16 protein-coding genes and 2 pseudogenes are annotated in these 16,926 nt (G+C 69.9%); 7 read left to right on the top strand and 11 right to left on the bottom strand.

Features of this window, described 5'->3' with window-relative positions:
• Nucleotides 1-38: 38 nt before the first annotated feature.
• From ACH4DX_RS18340 to ACH4DX_RS18300, 9 genes and pseudogenes are all read right to left on the bottom strand, one after another.
• Entirely contained in the window at nt 39-980 is a 942-nt protein-coding gene (locus tag ACH4DX_RS18340) for a helix-turn-helix domain-containing protein (protein ID WP_398155869.1), read from the bottom strand.
• Nucleotides 981-1,679: 699 nt separating this feature from the next.
• Nucleotides 1,680-2,606 (bottom strand): amidase, encoded by a 927-nt coding sequence (locus ACH4DX_RS18335; RefSeq protein WP_398123364.1) that lies wholly within the window; start codon nt 2,604-2,606, stop codon nt 1,680-1,682.
• Between the two features lie 339 nt (nt 2,607-2,945).
• Nucleotides 2,946-3,212, bottom strand: coding sequence for a GlsB/YeaQ/YmgE family stress response membrane protein (locus ACH4DX_RS18330; protein ID WP_398123363.1), 267 nt, complete (start codon nt 3,210-3,212; stop codon nt 2,946-2,948).
• Between the two features lie 283 nt (nt 3,213-3,495).
• Nucleotides 3,496-5,298 (bottom strand): hypothetical protein, encoded by a 1,803-nt coding sequence (locus ACH4DX_RS18325; RefSeq protein WP_398155868.1) that lies wholly within the window; start codon nt 5,296-5,298, stop codon nt 3,496-3,498.
• Entirely contained in the window at nt 5,295-6,635 is a 1,341-nt protein-coding gene (locus ACH4DX_RS18320; protein ID WP_398155867.1) for a hypothetical protein, read from the bottom strand. Before ACH4DX_RS18320 ends, ACH4DX_RS18325 begins: the two co-directional genes overlap by 4 nt.
• Nucleotides 6,636-7,507: 872 nt before the next feature.
• The gene (locus ACH4DX_RS18315) at nt 7,508-9,067 is read right to left on the bottom strand and encodes a transporter substrate-binding domain-containing protein (protein ID WP_398155866.1); all 1,560 of its coding nucleotides are present in this window, start codon (nt 9,065-9,067) and stop codon (nt 7,508-7,510) included.
• Nucleotides 9,067-9,291 carry a hypothetical protein gene (locus ACH4DX_RS18310; protein ID WP_398155865.1) on the bottom strand — a complete coding sequence of 75 codons (225 nt, stop codon included), beginning with the start codon at nt 9,289-9,291 and terminating at the stop codon, nt 9,067-9,069. Before ACH4DX_RS18310 ends, ACH4DX_RS18315 begins: the two co-directional genes overlap by 1 nt.
• 764 nt (nt 9,292-10,055) lie before the next feature.
• The gene (locus ACH4DX_RS18305; RefSeq protein ID WP_398155864.1) at nt 10,056-10,319 is read right to left on the bottom strand and encodes a hypothetical protein; all 264 of its coding nucleotides are present in this window, start codon (nt 10,317-10,319) and stop codon (nt 10,056-10,058) included.
• Between the two features lie 121 nt (nt 10,320-10,440).
• Nucleotides 10,441-10,808, bottom strand: a pseudogene (locus ACH4DX_RS18300) (hypothetical protein).
• Between the two features lie 340 nt (nt 10,809-11,148).
• On the opposite strand from ACH4DX_RS18300, the pseudogene ACH4DX_RS18295 reads away from it, so the two are divergent.
• The 4 genes and pseudogenes from ACH4DX_RS18295 to ACH4DX_RS18280 all read left to right on the top strand — a co-directional run.
• Nucleotides 11,149-11,414: pseudogene (locus tag ACH4DX_RS18295) on the top strand (transposase); the annotation flags it as partial.
• Between the two features lie 126 nt (nt 11,415-11,540).
• A complete protein-coding gene (locus ACH4DX_RS18290) occupies nt 11,541-12,074 on the top strand; it encodes a 2'-5' RNA ligase family protein (protein WP_398155863.1) in 534 nt (177 codons plus the stop codon).
• Nucleotides 12,075-12,816: 742 nt separating this feature from the next.
• Nucleotides 12,817-12,996, top strand: a complete 180-nt coding sequence (locus ACH4DX_RS18285) for a hypothetical protein (RefSeq protein WP_398155862.1) — start codon at nt 12,817-12,819, stop codon at nt 12,994-12,996.
• A 274-nt stretch (nt 12,997-13,270) separates the two neighbouring features.
• Nucleotides 13,271-13,492 carry a hypothetical protein gene (locus ACH4DX_RS18280; protein WP_398123349.1) on the top strand — a complete coding sequence of 74 codons (222 nt, stop codon included), beginning with the start codon at nt 13,271-13,273 and terminating at the stop codon, nt 13,490-13,492.
• 462 nt (nt 13,493-13,954) lie between these two features.
• Here ACH4DX_RS18280 and ACH4DX_RS18275 read toward each other — a convergent pair whose 3' ends face one another.
• Nucleotides 13,955-14,173, bottom strand: a complete 219-nt coding sequence (locus ACH4DX_RS18275; RefSeq protein WP_398155861.1) for a hypothetical protein — start codon at nt 14,171-14,173, stop codon at nt 13,955-13,957.
• Between the two features lie 241 nt (nt 14,174-14,414).
• Here ACH4DX_RS18275 and ACH4DX_RS18270 point away from each other — a divergent pair, with 241 nt between their 5' ends.
• From ACH4DX_RS18270 to ACH4DX_RS18260, 3 genes are read left to right on the top strand one after another with little or no spacing between them, the layout of a single operon-like run.
• Nucleotides 14,415-14,588, top strand: coding sequence for a hypothetical protein (locus ACH4DX_RS18270; protein WP_398155860.1), 174 nt, complete (start codon nt 14,415-14,417; stop codon nt 14,586-14,588).
• A complete protein-coding gene (gene mobF, locus ACH4DX_RS18265) occupies nt 14,576-15,358 on the top strand; it encodes a MobF family relaxase (RefSeq protein ID WP_398155859.1) in 783 nt (260 codons plus the stop codon). Before ACH4DX_RS18270 ends, mobF begins: the two co-directional genes overlap by 13 nt.
• Nucleotides 15,328-16,152 (top strand): hypothetical protein, encoded by an 825-nt coding sequence (locus tag ACH4DX_RS18260; RefSeq protein WP_398155858.1) that lies wholly within the window; start codon nt 15,328-15,330, stop codon nt 16,150-16,152. Before mobF ends, ACH4DX_RS18260 begins: the two co-directional genes overlap by 31 nt.
• Nucleotides 16,153-16,391: 239 nt before the next feature.
• Here ACH4DX_RS18260 and ACH4DX_RS18255 read toward each other — a convergent pair whose 3' ends face one another.
• The gene (locus ACH4DX_RS18255) at nt 16,392-16,901 is read right to left on the bottom strand and encodes an EF-hand domain-containing protein (protein ID WP_398155857.1); all 510 of its coding nucleotides are present in this window, start codon (nt 16,899-16,901) and stop codon (nt 16,392-16,394) included.
• Nucleotides 16,902-16,926 lie beyond the last annotated feature (25 nt).

Genomic DNA, 16,926 nt, shown 5'->3' with positions numbered 1-16,926 from the left:
AGGCAGCGGCCCGGACCCCGAGAACCGTCGGCCCGGCGTCACTTGTACAACGTACGCAGCTGTTGCAGCTTGCGGCGGGTGGCATCGGGGGCGAGCGAGGCCACCCGCAGGGCGTCGAACTTCACGATCCGCCGATCCACCATCTCGGCGTCCTGGTAGACCACGGAGCCGTCGAAGAGCTCCGCACAGGCGACCGAGGGCATGATCGGCTCGGCGAAGTCGAAGATGGTCAAGGGCCCGATCTCGCTGTGCACACGCGGGTTGAACTGCTCCGCAAGACGCAGCTGGAAGCGGGCGTCGTCCATTAGCTCCAGCAGGTGCTCGATCTGCTCCCGCATGACCGCCGAGGACTCCACGGTCCGCCGCAGGGCCGATTCGTCCACCACGCCGATGAACGACTTCCCCGTGTCCTCGGTGAACCGCCGCTGCCGCTCGGCCCTGAACTTCCACAGCTCCTCGTGCGCCTCCGGGCCACCGCGACCGCGCCGGATCAGCGCCTGCCCGTAGGCGGAGGTCTGCAACAGGCCGTGCAGACACTGCGGCTCGTAGGACTTCACCCGCACCGCCAGGTCCTCGCAGCTCACCAGAGCCTGCAAATAGGGCTGCGACACGCCTTTCCACGGCTGCCACCAGGCAGCCTCATTCACCTCCCCCGCGATCTCCCGCAACCGCGCACGCTCTGCCGCGTCATGGACCACGTACGCGTCGAAGAGCGCCTCCAGGAAGGCGGGCTTGGCCTTGAACGTCCCCGTCTCGATACGGCTGACCTTCGACTCCGACGCCCCCAGCCGCCGCGCCACCTCTCCCTGCTTCAGACCGGCCCTCAGCCGCAGCTCCCGCAGGTGCAGACCCAGCCGGAGCCGCTGCGCCGACGGAGCGGCCTCGCTGTGCAGAAAACGCACACTGCCGCGCCCCGCCGTCGCGCCCTCGCTACCGTGATCGTCTCCACTGGCGTCGGCCAGGTTCTTTACCACCAACACTCCCCAGCGTCCTTTGGGTTGCCTGAGGCGCCCATCCTCCATGACTGTTCTGCAACATCACTGCGAAATCGCAAAAGTTTCCAATGAGGTGCATATGGTCGAAAACCCAATCTCGTACGAACCACCCACCCAGAAGTAGAAGGGCGACCCGTCGGCGGTCAACGTGGCGCCGCCTGGCGGACCGTGGCGCACACCGGCACGGCACCGGCAGACGTCCGCGAGCGGGAGTGCCTGCCACGCGGGGACCGGGCGCCCCGCGGCGCAAGGGCCGCGGCGGCGGTAGCGGCCCCACGGCTCTTAGGTGCTGTACGGGATCAGGTGTCGCGGTAGTGGGCGGCGTACTGGGCCAGCTCGTACTGCGGGGCGTCGGGGCGGCGCAGGCTGACGTACCAGGCCCAGGCCCTGACCGCGCTCGCCGCGGCCGGGATCGTCGCCGATCAGCCGGTGGACCCCTGGCCCGGTTGCTCTCGGGCGCGATGGACGAGACCGCGTTCCGGACGGCTCGTGGCGGGGACCCGCACGCCGCGGAGCAGGCGCTCGACCGGCTCCTGGCGGGGTTGCGCGCCACGGCGTGACCGCCCGCGCAGACCGGGAGTTCACGGCGGGGCACCGACGTCGAAGCCGCACAGGACGGCCGCCCGGCCGACCTGTGCGGTGTGCGCCCCTGACACGAGGCGACATGAACGGAGAACAGTGAGGTCAGGGCCTCAGTACCCCGTCGAACTTCTCCCAGGCGGCATACTGGCCGCCAGGCACGCGCTGCGAGCGGTGCCACACGCCCCCGGTCTTGTCGACGCCGAACAGCTCCACCCGCCCGTCAGCATTGGCCTCGGCCGCGACCTGGGTCAGTCCGCCGTCGAGTTTCACCCACCTGTCGAACGCGCCGTTGGGCGTGGTCTGCCAGCGGTTCCACACCCCGTCGGTGTGATCGGTGCCGAACAGCTCCAGCCGTCCGTCCGCGTTACGGGCCGAGGCGACGGTTGTGAGCGCGCCGTCGAACTTGTCCCAGCCGGACCAGTCGCCGCCGGGCCGCTGCTGCCAGCGGTGCCACACCCCCTCGGTCCTGTCGACGCCGAACAGCTCGACCCGCCCGTCGGCGTTGGTCTCAGCGCCCACCTGGGACAACCCGCCGTCGAACTTGTCCCAGCCGGACCAGTCGGCGCCGGGGCGCTGCTGCCAGCGGTGCCACACGCCCTGGGTCCTGTCGGTGCCGAACAGCTCCAGCCGGCCGTCCGCGTTGCGGGCCACGGCAACTGACGTGAGCGCACCGTCGAGGAACCTCTCCCACCCGGACCAGTCGGCGCCGGGCCGCTGCTGCCAGCGGTGGTACACGCCCCCGCCGCTGTCGACGGCGAAGACCTCCACCCGCCCGTCGGCGTTGGTCTCGGCGGCGACGGCGACGAAGGGACCCCCGAAGCCGGCCCAGCCGGACCAGTTGCGACCGGGAGAGGTCTGCCAGCGGTGGAACATGTCCCCGGCGCCGTTGACGCCGAACAGCTCCAGTCGGCCGTCGGGATTGCGGGCCGAGGCGATCGAGGAGCCGAAGTGGCCGACCCCCTGCTCGGGCGCGGCCGTCGCGGTGCCGGGCACCGCCACCAGCAGTGCCGCGACCGTCGCAGAGGCCACCAGACTCGCCCGGAGAGCCCTCACCAGCCGACCGAAGCGTCGCCCGTACCCTTTGCCTGATCTCTTGCGCATGCGACTGACCCTCCACATGAGGCGTGCGCGAACGATGAGGCCATGACAGTGACGCAGGCCGGGGCAGCCGTCCAGCGCCTGTTCCGCTGGGTGGAACAGGCGGCTTTCCGGCGACCTCTCCCAGCCATGGGGCGACCCGCCTGGCCCGGGCGCCGGGGAGTGCCGCAGGGCCGGGGCGGCTCCGCCCGCGACAGCGGAAGCCGGCCTGGCCACACACCAGGCCGGCTTCCGGCTACGGAACGGAGGGACGCGGAGCGCCGGGAGCGGTCAGCGCGAACGCTGCCCGGTGAAGAGGCGGTACAGCAGGAGCACGAGCACCGAGCCGACGATCGCGGCGATCCACGTCGAGAGGTGGAAGAAGCCGTTGATGGAGTGCACGCCGAAGATCACCTTGCCGAGCCAGCCGCCGAGCAGACCACCGACGATGCCGATGAGCATCGTGACGAGGCAGCCGCCCGGGTCCTTGCCGGGGGTGAGTGCCTTGGCGATGGCGCCCGCGATGAGGCCGATGAGGATCCAGGCGATGATGCCCACGGTGTGCGTCCTTTGCTGTGCTGAAGGTGTTGGTGTCAGGGGCCGACGGCGTGGCGCCGGGGCTGCCCGCCGGCCGCTTTGTGCGGGCGACCGGCGACATACAGATATCCCTGCACGATCACTCCACACGGGACCAAAGTCCCGTTCCCTCCGACGGACCCACCCGGCACCCACCGGGCACCCACCGGGCACCCGCCCGGCACCCGGCCGTCCCCCGGTCCGGCCGACGGCGGATCCGGTGACTGATGGTCCCCCGGGGGAGGGGGGCGGTGATGGCGCGTGTTCAGGTGGTGCCGAAGTAGACCACTTGGTCCCGTGCTGCTGCCAGTTCCTGGTACTTGGCGGTGAAGAGCTCGAAGTAGTTGCGCAGTGAGGTGCCCGAGACATCGCAGCGGCCCGGGACGGGGCGGGTGAACTGGTAGCCGACGCCGCCCTCGAAAGCCCGCCAGGCCAGGGTCTCGCGCCGGTCGGCGTCGTCGATGACGCGGAAGGTGTCGGCGCCGCTGAAGGCGAGCCCGTAGAGGTTGTCGCCGGTGAAGTGCGGGATGTTGCGCAGTGTGTAGCTGCGTCCGGGGGTGGCGCCGCCGGTCTGGGAGACGACGCCGGGCGGGCCGATGTCCTGGGAGGCGGGCTTTTGGTACTGGGTGCCCGTCGCGGTGTCACCCGGCCAGGGCTCTTGTTCGGTCCACTCCTGTTCGCGGTCCTTGTCGCCGCCGAAGAGCTTCTTCAGCAGCCAGGCGATGAGGAAGACCAGGACCGCGACGGCCGCGCCGACCGCCGCCCCCACCGGCCCCGCGGGCGAGCCGATGAGGGCACCCACCGCGGCCGCGGAGCCCAGACCCACCCACCACTCCCAGTCCTCGGGCTCGTAGTCGACGGCGTCCTTGCCGCCCTCGGCGATCTGCTGGGTGTCGATCTGGGTGGAGGAGACTCCCAGCCCCTGGACGGCGAGCTGATTGGCGTAGAGCACCGGATGCAGACCGTCCGGGTTCGGCCGGCCCGCATCGTCGACGAACCGGAGCTGGGGGTGGGACAGCGGCACCACCTTGGCCGTGGTCGGGCTCGTACTGACGAACAGCAGCCCGCTGAGACGCTCGGAGGTGCGCCCCCGCAGGCCCTCACCGCCGCCGTCGGGGAAGCGGGACATGAGCAGGCCGATGGCGAGGTGATGGAACTCGCGGTTGTTGCCCGAGCCGTCGGTCAAGCGTCGCGCACCGTCGTCGGCCGGGTAGAAGGCGTGATAGACGAACATCAGCGGTTCACCGCCGTTGCGCGGGAACAGCACGTCGCGGGTGGGGTCGGCGTGCACCCGGTTGTGCCGCAGCTCGGCGAAGCGGCCGCCGCGGGCCGCTGTCGTGTTGTAGTGCCGGTTGGTCCGGGAGGCCGCCTCCGGTGACTTCACTTCGCAAAAGAGCGTCGGCGGCAGCCGGCCGGGGGTGAGCCGGGCATCGCTCGCGGGCAGGTTGAGCCGGCCCGCGGTGAGGGGTGAGTGGGGGTAGGGCCGTACGCCGCTGTCGATGCCGATGGTGGCGACGAACGGGATCCGCCCGCCCTCGGGCTCGTCCTGGGCGGCGGACGCCTGCCAGACGTCGGGGTTGTCGAACAGGACCCGGAAGGCGTCCGCGCCGATGGCACGGGTACCGCTCGGCCCGTGGAACTGCCCGCGCAGCACGCCGTCGTCGAAGCCGAGGTAGCGGGCGATGTCCACCGGCCAGTACGTCTGCCGGTCGGGGTGGCGCACCACCGGAGCGCAGCGGGCGGCGACCCGAAGGACGCTCTGCGCGAGGTCGCCGGTGTCGTAGCCGAGCAGCCCGAAAAGGGAGTGGAGGGTGTCCTGGAGGACTTCGAGGAACCGCCGCAGCTGCTCCTTCTTCTCGGGGTCGGTGGTGGCCTCGATCCTGGAGCGCAGGCCGGCCACTGTCGGGATGCGGACGAACCCGGCCGGGGTGGCGGGGACGTCGAACCTCCCGTCGGGGTGGAAGAGTTCGGCCGGTTCGGTGAGGCCGGCGAAGTGGGGGTTGGCGGTCAGCAACTCGAAGAACCGCTCGATGACGTAGGCGCGGACGGTGTCGAGACGGGTGGTCATGGCCGGTCTCCCTGGTCCTTGCAGGTGCAGTGGAGGTGGATGTGGGTGGTGCAGGAACCTGCGGCGGGGCCGGGGGCGCTGTGGCCCCCCGGCCGGGGGCGGCAGCCGCACGGGGCGCCGGGCCCGCAGGGGGTGCCGGGGCCGCACGGGGTGCCGGGCCCGCCCGGGCCCTGTCCGTGCCGGGCGCACCAACGGCGCAGCCACTCCTCCAGCCAGGCGGGCGGGCCCGGCTGCCCGGGCGTGCCGGGTTCCTGTGGCGGGAACACGGGCGGAAAGCCTGCCGTGCACCACTCGGGGTGGGCACGGCGGATCTCGGCCCAGCGCTCGGCGGGAAGGGGGTCGGCGGCGATCAGACGCAGCGCCTCGAACTGGAACATGGCGGCCGCCGCCGGGCTGTCCTGGCAGGCCTTGGCCAGGAACTGGTTCAGCAGCGGCGCGAGCTGGGGGTCACGCAGCAGGTCGGCGCCCCGGTTCTCGTCGTCGCGAGAGAGCTTCGCGAGCTTGTCCGCCAGCGGCATCAGCGCATCCAGCGTGGCCGCGGGGTCGGCGGACTGGCCCACGACCACCGAGCCCAGGCGCTTGGCCGCCGCCACCGCCGCGGCGCCGAAGCCCCGTACCGCCTGCTTCTCCGCTTCGCTCAGCTCGCTGGACAGAGCGGCGTTCCACGATTCCAGACGGCTGGTGCCGTCCGTGCCCTCGCACAGCAGCCGGGCCAGCACGGTGCTCAGTTCCTCGCGCTCGTCGAGGGTGTCGACCCACACCGGGCCCATCAGGCCGCTGAAGGTGTACCGAGCATCACCGCCGGGCCAGTATCCGATCCGGATGCCGTTCTCACCGACCGGCCGGACGGGAAGACCCGCGGTCGTACGCGCGCCGAGCAGTTGCCCGTCCACGCTGAGCGTGAGCACCTGCCCCGCGTCGTAGAGCAGCTCCGCCAGGTGCCATTGGCCCGAACGCAGCCGCCCCGGCGCGCTGGACACACCCCACCAGTGTGGGGAACCGTCGTTCACCGTGCCGCTGAGGACCCCGTCCTCCTCGGTGAACAAGGCGAACGAGCCGTCACCCTCCACCAGGTTCAGCCGCCGCGGCCCCACATCGTCCGCCTTGAAGTACGCGCGGACCCGCAGCCCGCGCCAGTTCGCGAACCCGGGCCGCTGGGCCACCACGACCTTGGACTCGGGATGGTCGTAACGGATCGCGGTGCCGATCCCGTCGGCCGGCTTGTCCACCCACCGGTCGGCGGCGGGCAGCTCCACCCGCCCGTGGTATCCGTGCCCGGTCTCATCGAGCGCGGCATGGTTGTCGAAGTCGAAGTGCAGCAGAGGTTTCCAGGACACCAGCATTCCTCCCTCGGCCCGGGCCACGCAGCCCGGCACGCCATACACCCTGGACAGCTGCCGCAGCCCGACGCCACGTCAATTCCGCTCAGCGGAACACCGACCGGGCCAACGTAGCGGGCCCTCCCCACGGCCCTACGAGAGCAGGAGCAAGGCCCCGCACGCGGCCGCAGACGACGTACCGCAGGGTGCACCGGGTCTCCGCATCACTCATCGCCCGGCACCCGGGGACCGGGAATTCACACGAAGGTGTAGGCGCACGCCGGTGCGGAACATCGCCCTGCCACCACCGGCCCTCACCGCCCGGGGGCCCTCCGTGGCCGGGGTCATATGGCGGCGTGATCCATAGCCGCCCGCTCACGTGGCTCCACCACGGTGTCGGACCTCCGCAAAGTGGCCAGCCAGGTGGCGACCTCGGCCAACGTCGCCGTGTTCCGGCTGTTCGGGCGCGTCGAGGAGGCTGACCCCGTATTCCTCTTCCAGTACGACGGCGAGTTCCAGCAGAGCCAGCGAGTCGAACTCCGCCCTCGGCCCGCACGCAGCAGGCGGAGGACGGAGGACAGTTGGGACAGCGCGAGCGTCACGCCCGCCGCGTCGCCCGCCCGATCCTGGCCGCCGGCAACGGATGCGCGTTGCTGGGCACGGTCAACACCAACGGCGGCAACGACCCGGGCCCGGGCAGCGCCTCCATCATCGTCGGTCAGGTGAACGGGTCCGGCCTGCCGCCGGGCCGCTGGACGGTGCGCAGGCCGACGCCGCAACTGCGACGTCGGCACCGCAGTACTCGGATTCCCCATCGATCGGTGATCGGAGCCGGAAGCCCTCAGGAGCAGCGGGCGCGGCGGCGGCGACGGCCGTTCTTTTGCTCGATGTCAGGGCCGGGACCGGCACGCGGTCAGTTCGTCGGCCCCGGGCAGGTGCCGCTCGGACAGGTGCTTGAAGATCTCGTCTCTCCTGTCGAGGGTTTTCTCTATCGCTTTGCAGACTTCCCGTTGCAGGCCCTTGCTGTTCTTCGCCAGTCCGATCCCGTATTCTTCCGTGTCGCCGAAGCTGTCGCGGGAGATCACGAGATGGTCCGCTCTCTTTGCTTTCTTGTATTCTTGCAGGATGACAGAGTCCGACAGTACTGCGTCGATACCCTCGGGAAGATCTTTGATGCATAAACTGTAGTCGCTGCGTGTCGTCACCTCCGGACGCTTGTCTTTCCAGAACTTCTCCCCGGATGACCCTTTCACTACGCATACGCGGGTGTCATCGGGGAGGTCGCTGTCCGAGTACACCGTTTCACGTCTGCCTTGGATCCTTGCGTCACCGGTCTCTCCGAACCGTTCCAGCATGATCCTCTGGAGCGTGGTGAAGTACGGTCCGGCGAACAGCACAGCAGGGTGCGCTCTGTCGGTTCCTCGTTCTCTTTCCTCCGAGATTCCGTAGGTACCGACGAACATGTCGACGAGTCCCTCATCGAGCTGCTTTTCCCGCTCGTTCGTCCCCATGGCGACGAATTCGGGAGTTCCTTTGATTTTCAACGCCTTGGTGATGACTTTGGCGTACTCGATCTCTGCACCTACCCACTTCCCTCCTTTCTTCTCGCTCAGCCCCGGCTGGTTGTCCTTCACGCCGACAGTCCACGGGTGCCCCTTTCCCCTCTGCGCTTCGCGGAGCCGCTCCAGGGATGCGTCCCCCGGGACGTCGGCGGCGCTCGAGCCTGAAGCCGCGGCGGCGGGAGAGCGGGAGTCGTCACCGGTGGCCTGGTACTGGGTGGCCCAGACGGTGATGCCGGCGACGAGGGCGAGACTGATGACTCCACCCGTCACCACCGTGCGCCGGCGAGCCCCACGGAGCCTTGCCCGCTGCGGCACACCACGCTCCGCCGGAGCAGCCCCTTCACTCCGCTTCCGCGCGGAAGGGGTTCCACCGGTTTCGGAAGACGGGTCTTCCGGCTCACTGGGCACGGATGCGGTGGACACGGGTGTGCCGGGTGGGGCCTGTTCCTGTTCTTGTTCGTGTTCCTGTTCCGGTTGCGGCTGCACGGTGCCCTGCGGCAGGCCGGTGTCCGCGACGGTCCAGGAAGCGACCAGGGCCTGTGCGCCGCCCAGCCGCTGGGTATGCTCCGGCGGCAGGGCTGCGTTGCAGAGTGCGTGGAGGGCCACGGCGAACCGCTCAGTCTCTTCGGCGCTCTCGACGCTTTTCGCGAGCCGGTACAGCTTCACCCATTCCTCGGGCGGCTGGCCGCAGGAGCGCACATAGGCGCCCACCGCGTCCGCGGACACGGTGGCCTGACTGGCGGTCACCCTGGACACGGTGCTCATGTTGTAGTTGGTCTCGGCGGCGATGGCGTTCGGGGGCTTCATCGATGCTTCCCGCAGCCGGGCCAGGGCCCAGGCGATGGCCTCGCGGGGGCTTTTGTGCGGATCGAGCCGGCGGGGAGCCATCAGGCCCCCCGGTTCGGACCGGCCGTGGCGGGCAGCTGGCCGATGACGCCTGCGGTGGCCAGAGCGGCTCCGGTCGCGCAGGCCAGAGCGGTCTGCACGTCGTAGCCGGCCACCACCAGGACGACCACGACGACCTCGATCACGACAAGCACGCACAGCCGCCACAGGGACGGGATCATGACGCACCGGGCCGCGTTGGCGGCCCTGCGCTGGGTATTGCTCACGACGACTCCTCTGGTCCGGACAAGCACAGTGGTGACGCCGGGCAGGCGAACGCACGACTGAGGTCTGCAAACCCCGGCCCCTTGTGCCCTGGCGTCACCATCAGGTTCGGGCACCCCCGGCCCCCATCACCAGAGTCAACTGCGTTGCCGCAACGAAGCGCAGCCGTAAGCGGCATTTCAGGGCCGCGAAACCCGGCAGTTCCGGACCGGCCCTGCCTCTTGCTCCCGGCAAACGGAAGCTCCGCCTCTATGAGGCATGCCCGGGCGGCGGTCGTATTCGCGCAGGTCATGACCATTGCGGTGTTGCGAAATCAGTTCCGCAACGGCGAGGGAAACCCAGCCCGGGGGGAATCCACCACACTGGAAACGGCAGCCAGCCCCTCCGCGGGCCGCTGCCCGGCGGACGTCCACTGGTCCGGACACCGCACACACAGGGCCGCCCGGCGCTGCAACGCCGGGCGGCCCTGCCGCGCGCGAGGCGGCAACTTCCACCGACGGTGCCGGGCAGCCGCTCGTGCTCCCGGCCGCCGCCATCGGCGGGACCGGCTCGGCGCAGCATTTGCACGACTGGTCCGCCTTGACGAAGCCGACGGTACCGGGCCGGTGCTTCCCGCAGGGGGGTCTCAGCGTCGTGGACCACAGCCTGCCCGGGCCACCGGGTCGGCGGTGAAGAACGCGTGGAGGGCAACGGCACCCAGAGACATGCAGCCGGACTCCCACGGCCGGGCCCGCCCAGTCCCGCCGGCGCGAGAGGGCCCCGGGAGTTACCGGGACTGCTGCTTCCGCCTCTTCTGAGCGAACCTCTCGAAGGCGCCCGCGGCCCACGCAGCGCCGAGGCACAGCAACAAGGCCATGCCAAGCAACACGGGAGGCTCCCATTCCTTGTTGCACACGCCGTACACAACGAATGCCGCCAGGATGGCGAGGTCGGTGTCGTCCACAACTGCGCGCCGTTTCCTGTTGCGGATGCGGAGGCCCATGACGACGATGCCCGCCGTGCAGACGATGAAGACGTGGACGAAGTCCATAACCGTCACCTCAGGCGTCTTCGGGCACCGGCAGACCGGGGGCACTCATCACCTTGATGACCCGGCGTTGCACCCGCAAGAGCCCCCGCACCGACACTTGGTCGAGGAAGCCGCGGGCCACTCAGGGCTGATTCCATACGAGCGTATAGCGCCAGAACAGCCGTCGTCGCAGGCGTGCGCCAGGGAGGACGTCTCTGGCTTCACGGACGATGTCGCCAAAAGCCATGTCTGCTGAGTGAGTAGGGGCCGTCATGGAGACGGGCCGCGGCGAGGGACGTCCCTTGTTCTTCAGCCAACCCGTGGCAGCGTTGGCCGGAATGGTGACAACACCGAGCAGGTAGTCCACGGGAGTCTGGGCGCGAGACAGACCGACGATCACCTCGGCAACTGCCGCAGGATCCAGCGATGGTAGTGGGCGTTGTGATCCCAGGGATAAGCGGTGTTGAACCGTTCAAGAGCCCGCAGGACACGAGGCGACAGGACCTTCATCACCCCAGTCCATCAAGTCCCTGCGGCATGCACCCCCTGTTCCGGAACAAAGATTACTCGTTCCCGGGCCGCCGGACGCAGTCGAAGGCGGCGAGTTGCACAACACCTACTGAGAGGGCGCTTTGCTGCCTCGTGCAGGATTTGGGGAGGGTGAATTCTGGTGTGTGCTGGATGAGTTGAGTGCGGCGCGTGTCGCTCACGTGGCAAGTGAGGCCGAGATCCGGTCGTCGCGCTCGGTCTGCTCCTGTTTCGTCATAAAGTGCGCTCACTGGGCTTGCATGCCCCTGCTCGACAGGCCCACGCCCTGACTGGTGGCTCGGGCCCGGGCTACTCCGGAGGCATGAGCGAATGCCGCCGCTACCCCAGTGACCTGTCAGATGCCTGCTGGACTCTGTCGAACCGCTGCTGACCAGTTGGCGGAAGGGCATCGTCCGACGAGAGCTCAACATCTGACACCCACCCCGCCATGACCTGCGCGACCTCCTGGACGCCGTGTTCTACGTGGCCCGCACCAGCATCCCATGGCGCTACCTGCCGCACGACTACCCGCACTGGAACACGGTCTGTCACTACTTCGGCCGCTGGGAACAGGCTGGCATCTTTGAGATCAAACCGGTCGGCCAACTGCGCCAGCATGCCCGCCTGGCCCGCCAGTCCGCGGGGCCCGGTCGACCCCGGCCTGGCGACCCGGCCGATGGCGGAACCGCAGGCGTTCGCCGGTAGGGTGCGGTGGTGCGCACGGTCGAGCTCCTGTTGGATGAGGCGGCAGAGCTAGCGGTTTGGGAGGCTTGGCGGCGACTCGCGGATGCGGGGCTGCCCAGCCAGGCGGGCCACCGGTCACCGACCAACTGCCCGCACCTCACTCTGGCGGCATGCCCGGAGTTGACTGCCCCGATCCGCTGGGAGCTCGCAGGGGTCGCCGCCGTCCTGCCGCTGATGGTGCGGTTCACTGGCGTGGTCCGTTTCGAGCGGCCCACCTCGGTGTTGGCCTGGGCGCTGGACCTCGACTCCGCGCTGGCCGATCTACACCGCCGGGTGTGGGAGGCGGTGGCCTCGGACAGCCACCCCAGGGCCCTCAACCCTTTCCACGAACCTGGGCGCTGGAGCCCGCACATCACTCTCGGCCGGACCCGGCGGGCCGGTGCCTTCACTGACCGGCGGCTCCCCGATCTGCTGCCGGCGCCGCCGCTGTCGGCACGGCTCACCACCCTGCGCAGCTACGACACCCAGACCGGCGCCTTGGAGGTGCTGGAGCCGCACCCCTGAGACGCCGTGCCCGACGGTGCAGCCGCAGCGGAGGTCCGGCGATGGCCGGTCCGTGCAGCGCGGTCATGGAGATCACCTGTGGACAGATTCCGGGCCCTGCCCGCATCGGGCACCGCGTCGTACGGGCCGGGCGAAGGGCATGGACGCCAGCGCCGTCGCGGCGGCCACGACGCGTCCGCCACCCTCCGTATCCCCCACACCGGGTGACGATGCAACAGCTAGGCCGAGATGCTCCAGACCATCATGGTCAGCGACGCGTCCTCCCATACCTGCCGGCCCGACATCACCGACAACCAGTCCAGGCTCACTGTCAGAGGACAGCCCGGAACCCGTGCCACGCTGACGGAGCGTGAACGTGACACGGATGTCACGCCGCCCCCGAAAACTGTCAGCCACCCTCGATTTACGCCCGTTAAATCCGTTTTCCCAGGGCCCGGAGAGCGATGAGACCCCCTTCAGGGACATAAAATCCGGGATGGAGCGTGACAGTGCTGATCATGCTGCCGAGCGCGCACACCCGTACGGAACGTAACTGCCGGGATCGGCCCCGGGCGGGCCGACGGGTGCGGAAGAACCGCCGGGTTGAGCATCGACAGCGCCTCCACCGCGCTCTACGCCCAGGCCCTGTTAAGCACCGCCGCCGACCCGAGCCGGTACACCCCGTGCCGCGGGGCGTGTGCCCCGAGTGCGGCGGCACCCTCAAATCCAGCGCGCGGCCCACCGAGGCTTCAACTCCCGGTGTATGGACTTCATCTGCTTCAACGTCTGGCCGTACGACCGGCTGGACGCGGCCTGCGCTGAGCCGGTCACTCACACTGTCCAGGCCGACAACGGCGACCGCTACGCGGTTTGCGACGGTCACGCCCTGACCGCCCGTCCCCAGATCACCGATGGCCAGGTCCTCCCCGGCCTGCCCACCTGAGCACCCGGGAAGCACGATGACGCCGCATGAGTACCAGGTCGTGGCACGGCGCAACCCGCGACCCGCAGCCCGCAATTGGTAACCCGCCACCCGGCCCCAGCTGGCGGACTGCGGACCACCCGTCCGGCCAGGAGCTGCTCCAGTGACTTCCAGCCAAATTGCTTTGGTCCAGACCATTGCCCTCAGGTCCAGCTGTGCAGGAAGCTGCTCCCCAAGCACCGGATCATCACGACCGGAGCGCTCGCCACCGAAGCAGGAAGGCAGCAACACACCCATGCGCAAAACGATTTCGGCCCTGAGCCTGACCGGACTGCTGGCCGCAGCCGCCCTGCTGCTCGCCCCGTCCGCCCAGGCCGCCGGGTTCACCTATGTCGGCATGTACCCGAGCGCCGCCGCCTGCGACGCGGCAGGCAAGGCCTACGTGGCCCAAGGCCAGGCGGTCAGCTACTTCTGCGACGTCACCCCCACCACCGCCCGCCTGTCCATCTGGTCCTGACCAGTCTCAACACCCAGCCGCCCGCCCGCGGCCGCGTCGTACTGCGGCCGCGGCCCTGCTGCGCGTTGCCGCGGCGTCGCCGCCAGCCTGCCTAGCTCTCCGACGGCAAAAACCGAGATGTCACCGTCGTCCATGGCTCGCTCGCCGAGCAAGAACGCGAGCGCATCAAGGGTCGCCGTCTTCCCACAGTCGTTGTGCCCTGTCAAGATCGTCCGCTTATGGATCGGGATGCCTCCCACAGCGCGGACGCGGTGCTGATGATCAACGACTTCAGGTGCTCCGGTTCGGTCACGGTCCCGTTCGCTGCTACGCGGTGTCCCCTCCTGATGCTCGGAACGATCAGCCAACCAACTGGCGACCCGCGCCCGTAAAACGGCCTTCGGCTAGGGGCCGGTCCAGGATGCTGTGGGTACCGATCCGGTGCCACACGATGTGGGGGAGCCCGGCGACTATCTTCCCGCCTTACGACCATGTCGCGCGGCCGCCCGGTGCCCAGGTGAGTTCGTAGACGTCCGGCGCGCAGCGCACCCCCTTGATCCGTAAGCCGGAGCGGAACTGGCGGCCGGTGTGCAGATGGGGGACGAAGGCGTCCAGGACGACGCGGCGGAAGCGCCGGCGTTGGGTGGGGGTGAGGTGCTGGAGGTCGGCCGTGAAACGGGGGCGGGTCTCGGAGGTGGGCACGGGTTCCCCTCCGGGCAGCACGACAAAGCGAGTGCGCGTGGTGATGCTCAGCGGTGCTTGCTGGTGTTGTTCGGGTCGGGGGAGTACGTGCTGCCGGAGAGCGATGACATCCGCGTCCGGCCCGGCGCCGCGTCCCGCCCGGCGGGCCCCGGTGAAGAAAGTTCGGCCGCTGCGCCCGCCTGGCGGGACGCCGGACGGATCGGCCTTTTCTTACAGGTCAGAGTCGTGTGGCGTGGTCTGCATGGCAGTCGATATCAGGATCGTCCGGGCCGGTCAGATGTACCCCTACTACCTCCGCGAGACCGTCGTCGGTGACGGCCGCAGCCCGGCGCGCACGCAGCTGCACGCCGCCCAGGAGCAGGCCGGGTCCCGGTCGGGCGCTGGAGGGGCTGGGGACTTGCCGTGCTCGGGCTGACGCAGGGTGAGGAGGTCACCGAGGCGCAGCTGCGGAACCTGTTCGGTGAGCGGCGCCGCCATCCGTACGCGGACCGGATCGAGGCCGACCGGCTCGCCGCGGGCGGCTCCCCGAAGAAGGCGTTCAGGGCCGGCGCCCTCGGACGCCGGGTGACGGTGACCGGGGTCGACTTCGTGTTCCGGCCGCAGCCGACGATCTACCTTCTGTGGGCGTTCGGGGGTGAGGAGACGCGGCGGGTGATCGAGGCCGCGCACGAGTACGCGATCGAGCGGGTACTGGAGTGGATCGAGGACGAGGTCGCGGTGGTCCGGTACGGCAAGGACGGCATCTACCGCGAGCGGCCGCCCGGCGGTCTGATCGCAGCCCGCTTCCGCCACTACGAGGCGCGCTCCGGGCGGCCGTGGCTGCATGGCCATTTGCTGCTGTCGGTGAAGGGGCAGCGCCTGGACGGGAAGTGGGGCTCGATCCACACCACGGCCCTGCACGAGAACACGGTTGCCGCCTCCGCGTTGTACAACGAGCTGGTGGCCACGGAGGTCTGCGAGGAGCTGGGCCTGGCGACCGAGCCGCGCACCGTCACCCCGGGGCGCAGGCCGGTGATGGAGATCGCCGGGATACCGCACGAGCTGATCCGCTGGACCGCCCGACGCAGCGACCAGATCGCCGCCTGCCTGACCGAGCTGGAGCACGAGTACGTCACCGCCGTCGACGACGACGGCGAGAGCCGCGGCCCCTGCCCGTGGTCTCCGAGCGGGCCCGCGCCAAGATGAACCAGATCGCCGCCCGCAAGACCCGCCCGCCCAAGCGGAAGACCCAGCCGCTGGCGCAGCTGCGTACTTGGTGGAAGGTGAGCGCGACCCTCACCTCCAAGATCGCCGCCGACGTCGTCAACTCCTCCCTCGAGCACGCCCGCGCCGCGGCCGCCGCGATCCGGGCCCAGGTCGCGGCCGTGGTCGACGTCGCCCTGGCGGCCGTTGCCGTCACCGCGACGGTGTTCGTGATGAACGACGGCGGTCGCTTCCACCGCCGTCACCTGCTCGCCGAAGCCCGCCGCCACCTCACCCTGGTCCTGCGCGGCCGCCGCCGCGACCCCGGCCTGGACGACCAGGTGGTGGCCGCCGCCATTCCCACCCACTGCCACTGCCTGGACATCAGCGAACCGAAGACAGTCCGCGGCCTGGAGGCCGGCTACCGCCTCTACACCGCCCGGTGGGCCCTGTCCGACCACCTCCCCGCCCGCCGCCGACCTCCGGCCCCCGTGCCCGACCCGGACCGGCAACCCCCGGCCGATCCCGGCGAGCCGGCTGCACCCCGGCCCCCGGACCAGGACGCGGGGGAGTGGGAGATCCCCCGCATCCCGCTCCCGTACGAGCGGGCCGTCCTCGCCAGCACGGTGGTCCGCGAGAAGCTGCGTAACGCTACTACCACCGCGGGGAGGGGGTGTACGACGTCGTCGCCCACCAGCAGGCGGCGATGCCCGAGCAACTGCTCGCACCTGAGGTGGCCGACCTCGAGCACGACGACCGGGAGCTGGAGGCCGCGCCCGGCGAGGCGATCGACATGACGGCGCTGTGGTCCCTGCGGGAATCCCGCACGGACGTGGAAGCCCTCGACATCACGGCCGACCGGCTGCGCCACCTCCAGGACGTGTTTACCAAGGCGGGCGATGCCGCCCGCACCCGCGCCGCCCGCGCGGCCCGGCGCGCCACACCGGACGATGCCGATACGGCGCACCCGGTGCGCCAGGACGACCAGCAGGCGCACCGCCGGGCCAGCGAGCCGGTGATCGGAAGGGTGCCCCCTTTAGTACAGGGCTTCGCCCATCGGCGACCCTTCACCCGTGACGTAGGCACGGATCGCTGCCAGGTATTCGTCCCGGCCGACACGGCCGTCGTTGTCGGCGTCCAGCGCGGCAAAGGCGGTATCGGACTTGCCGACCTGATTGCCCAGTGCTTCGCGCAGCAGCGTGAACTCTGACCGGTTCAGGTGGTTGTCCTGGTCCGTGTCGGCAAGGTCGAACAGCGCGCTCAGCGCGTACTTGCAGATGGTGTCGAACTTCTCAGCGTCCACCCAGGCCGCGTACTCGTCGAACGTCATGATGCCGTCGCCATCGGCGTCCATGGCCGCCCAGGCCCGCTCCCCTCTGGCGTAGGCGGCGAGGACGAGCGGGTCGTCGTCGGCGCGCCCGAATGCCTTCACCGTCCGTTCGATCCGGACGAAGTAGTCGTGCCGGGAGGCGACTCCGTCTCCGTCCATGTCCAGCATGGCGAAGACGCGCGCCTTCGGGGCTTCGGTGAGCTGCCGGTCGGGCATGGGGGCACTCTTCCTGCGCGTGGTG

The organism is Streptomyces sp. NPDC017940 (assembly GCF_044328435.1).
Lineage (GTDB): Bacteria > Actinomycetota > Actinomycetes > Streptomycetales > Streptomycetaceae > Streptomyces.
Note: the sequence above shows the minus strand (reverse complement) of the source record. Positions and strands in the feature narration are given on the sequence as shown.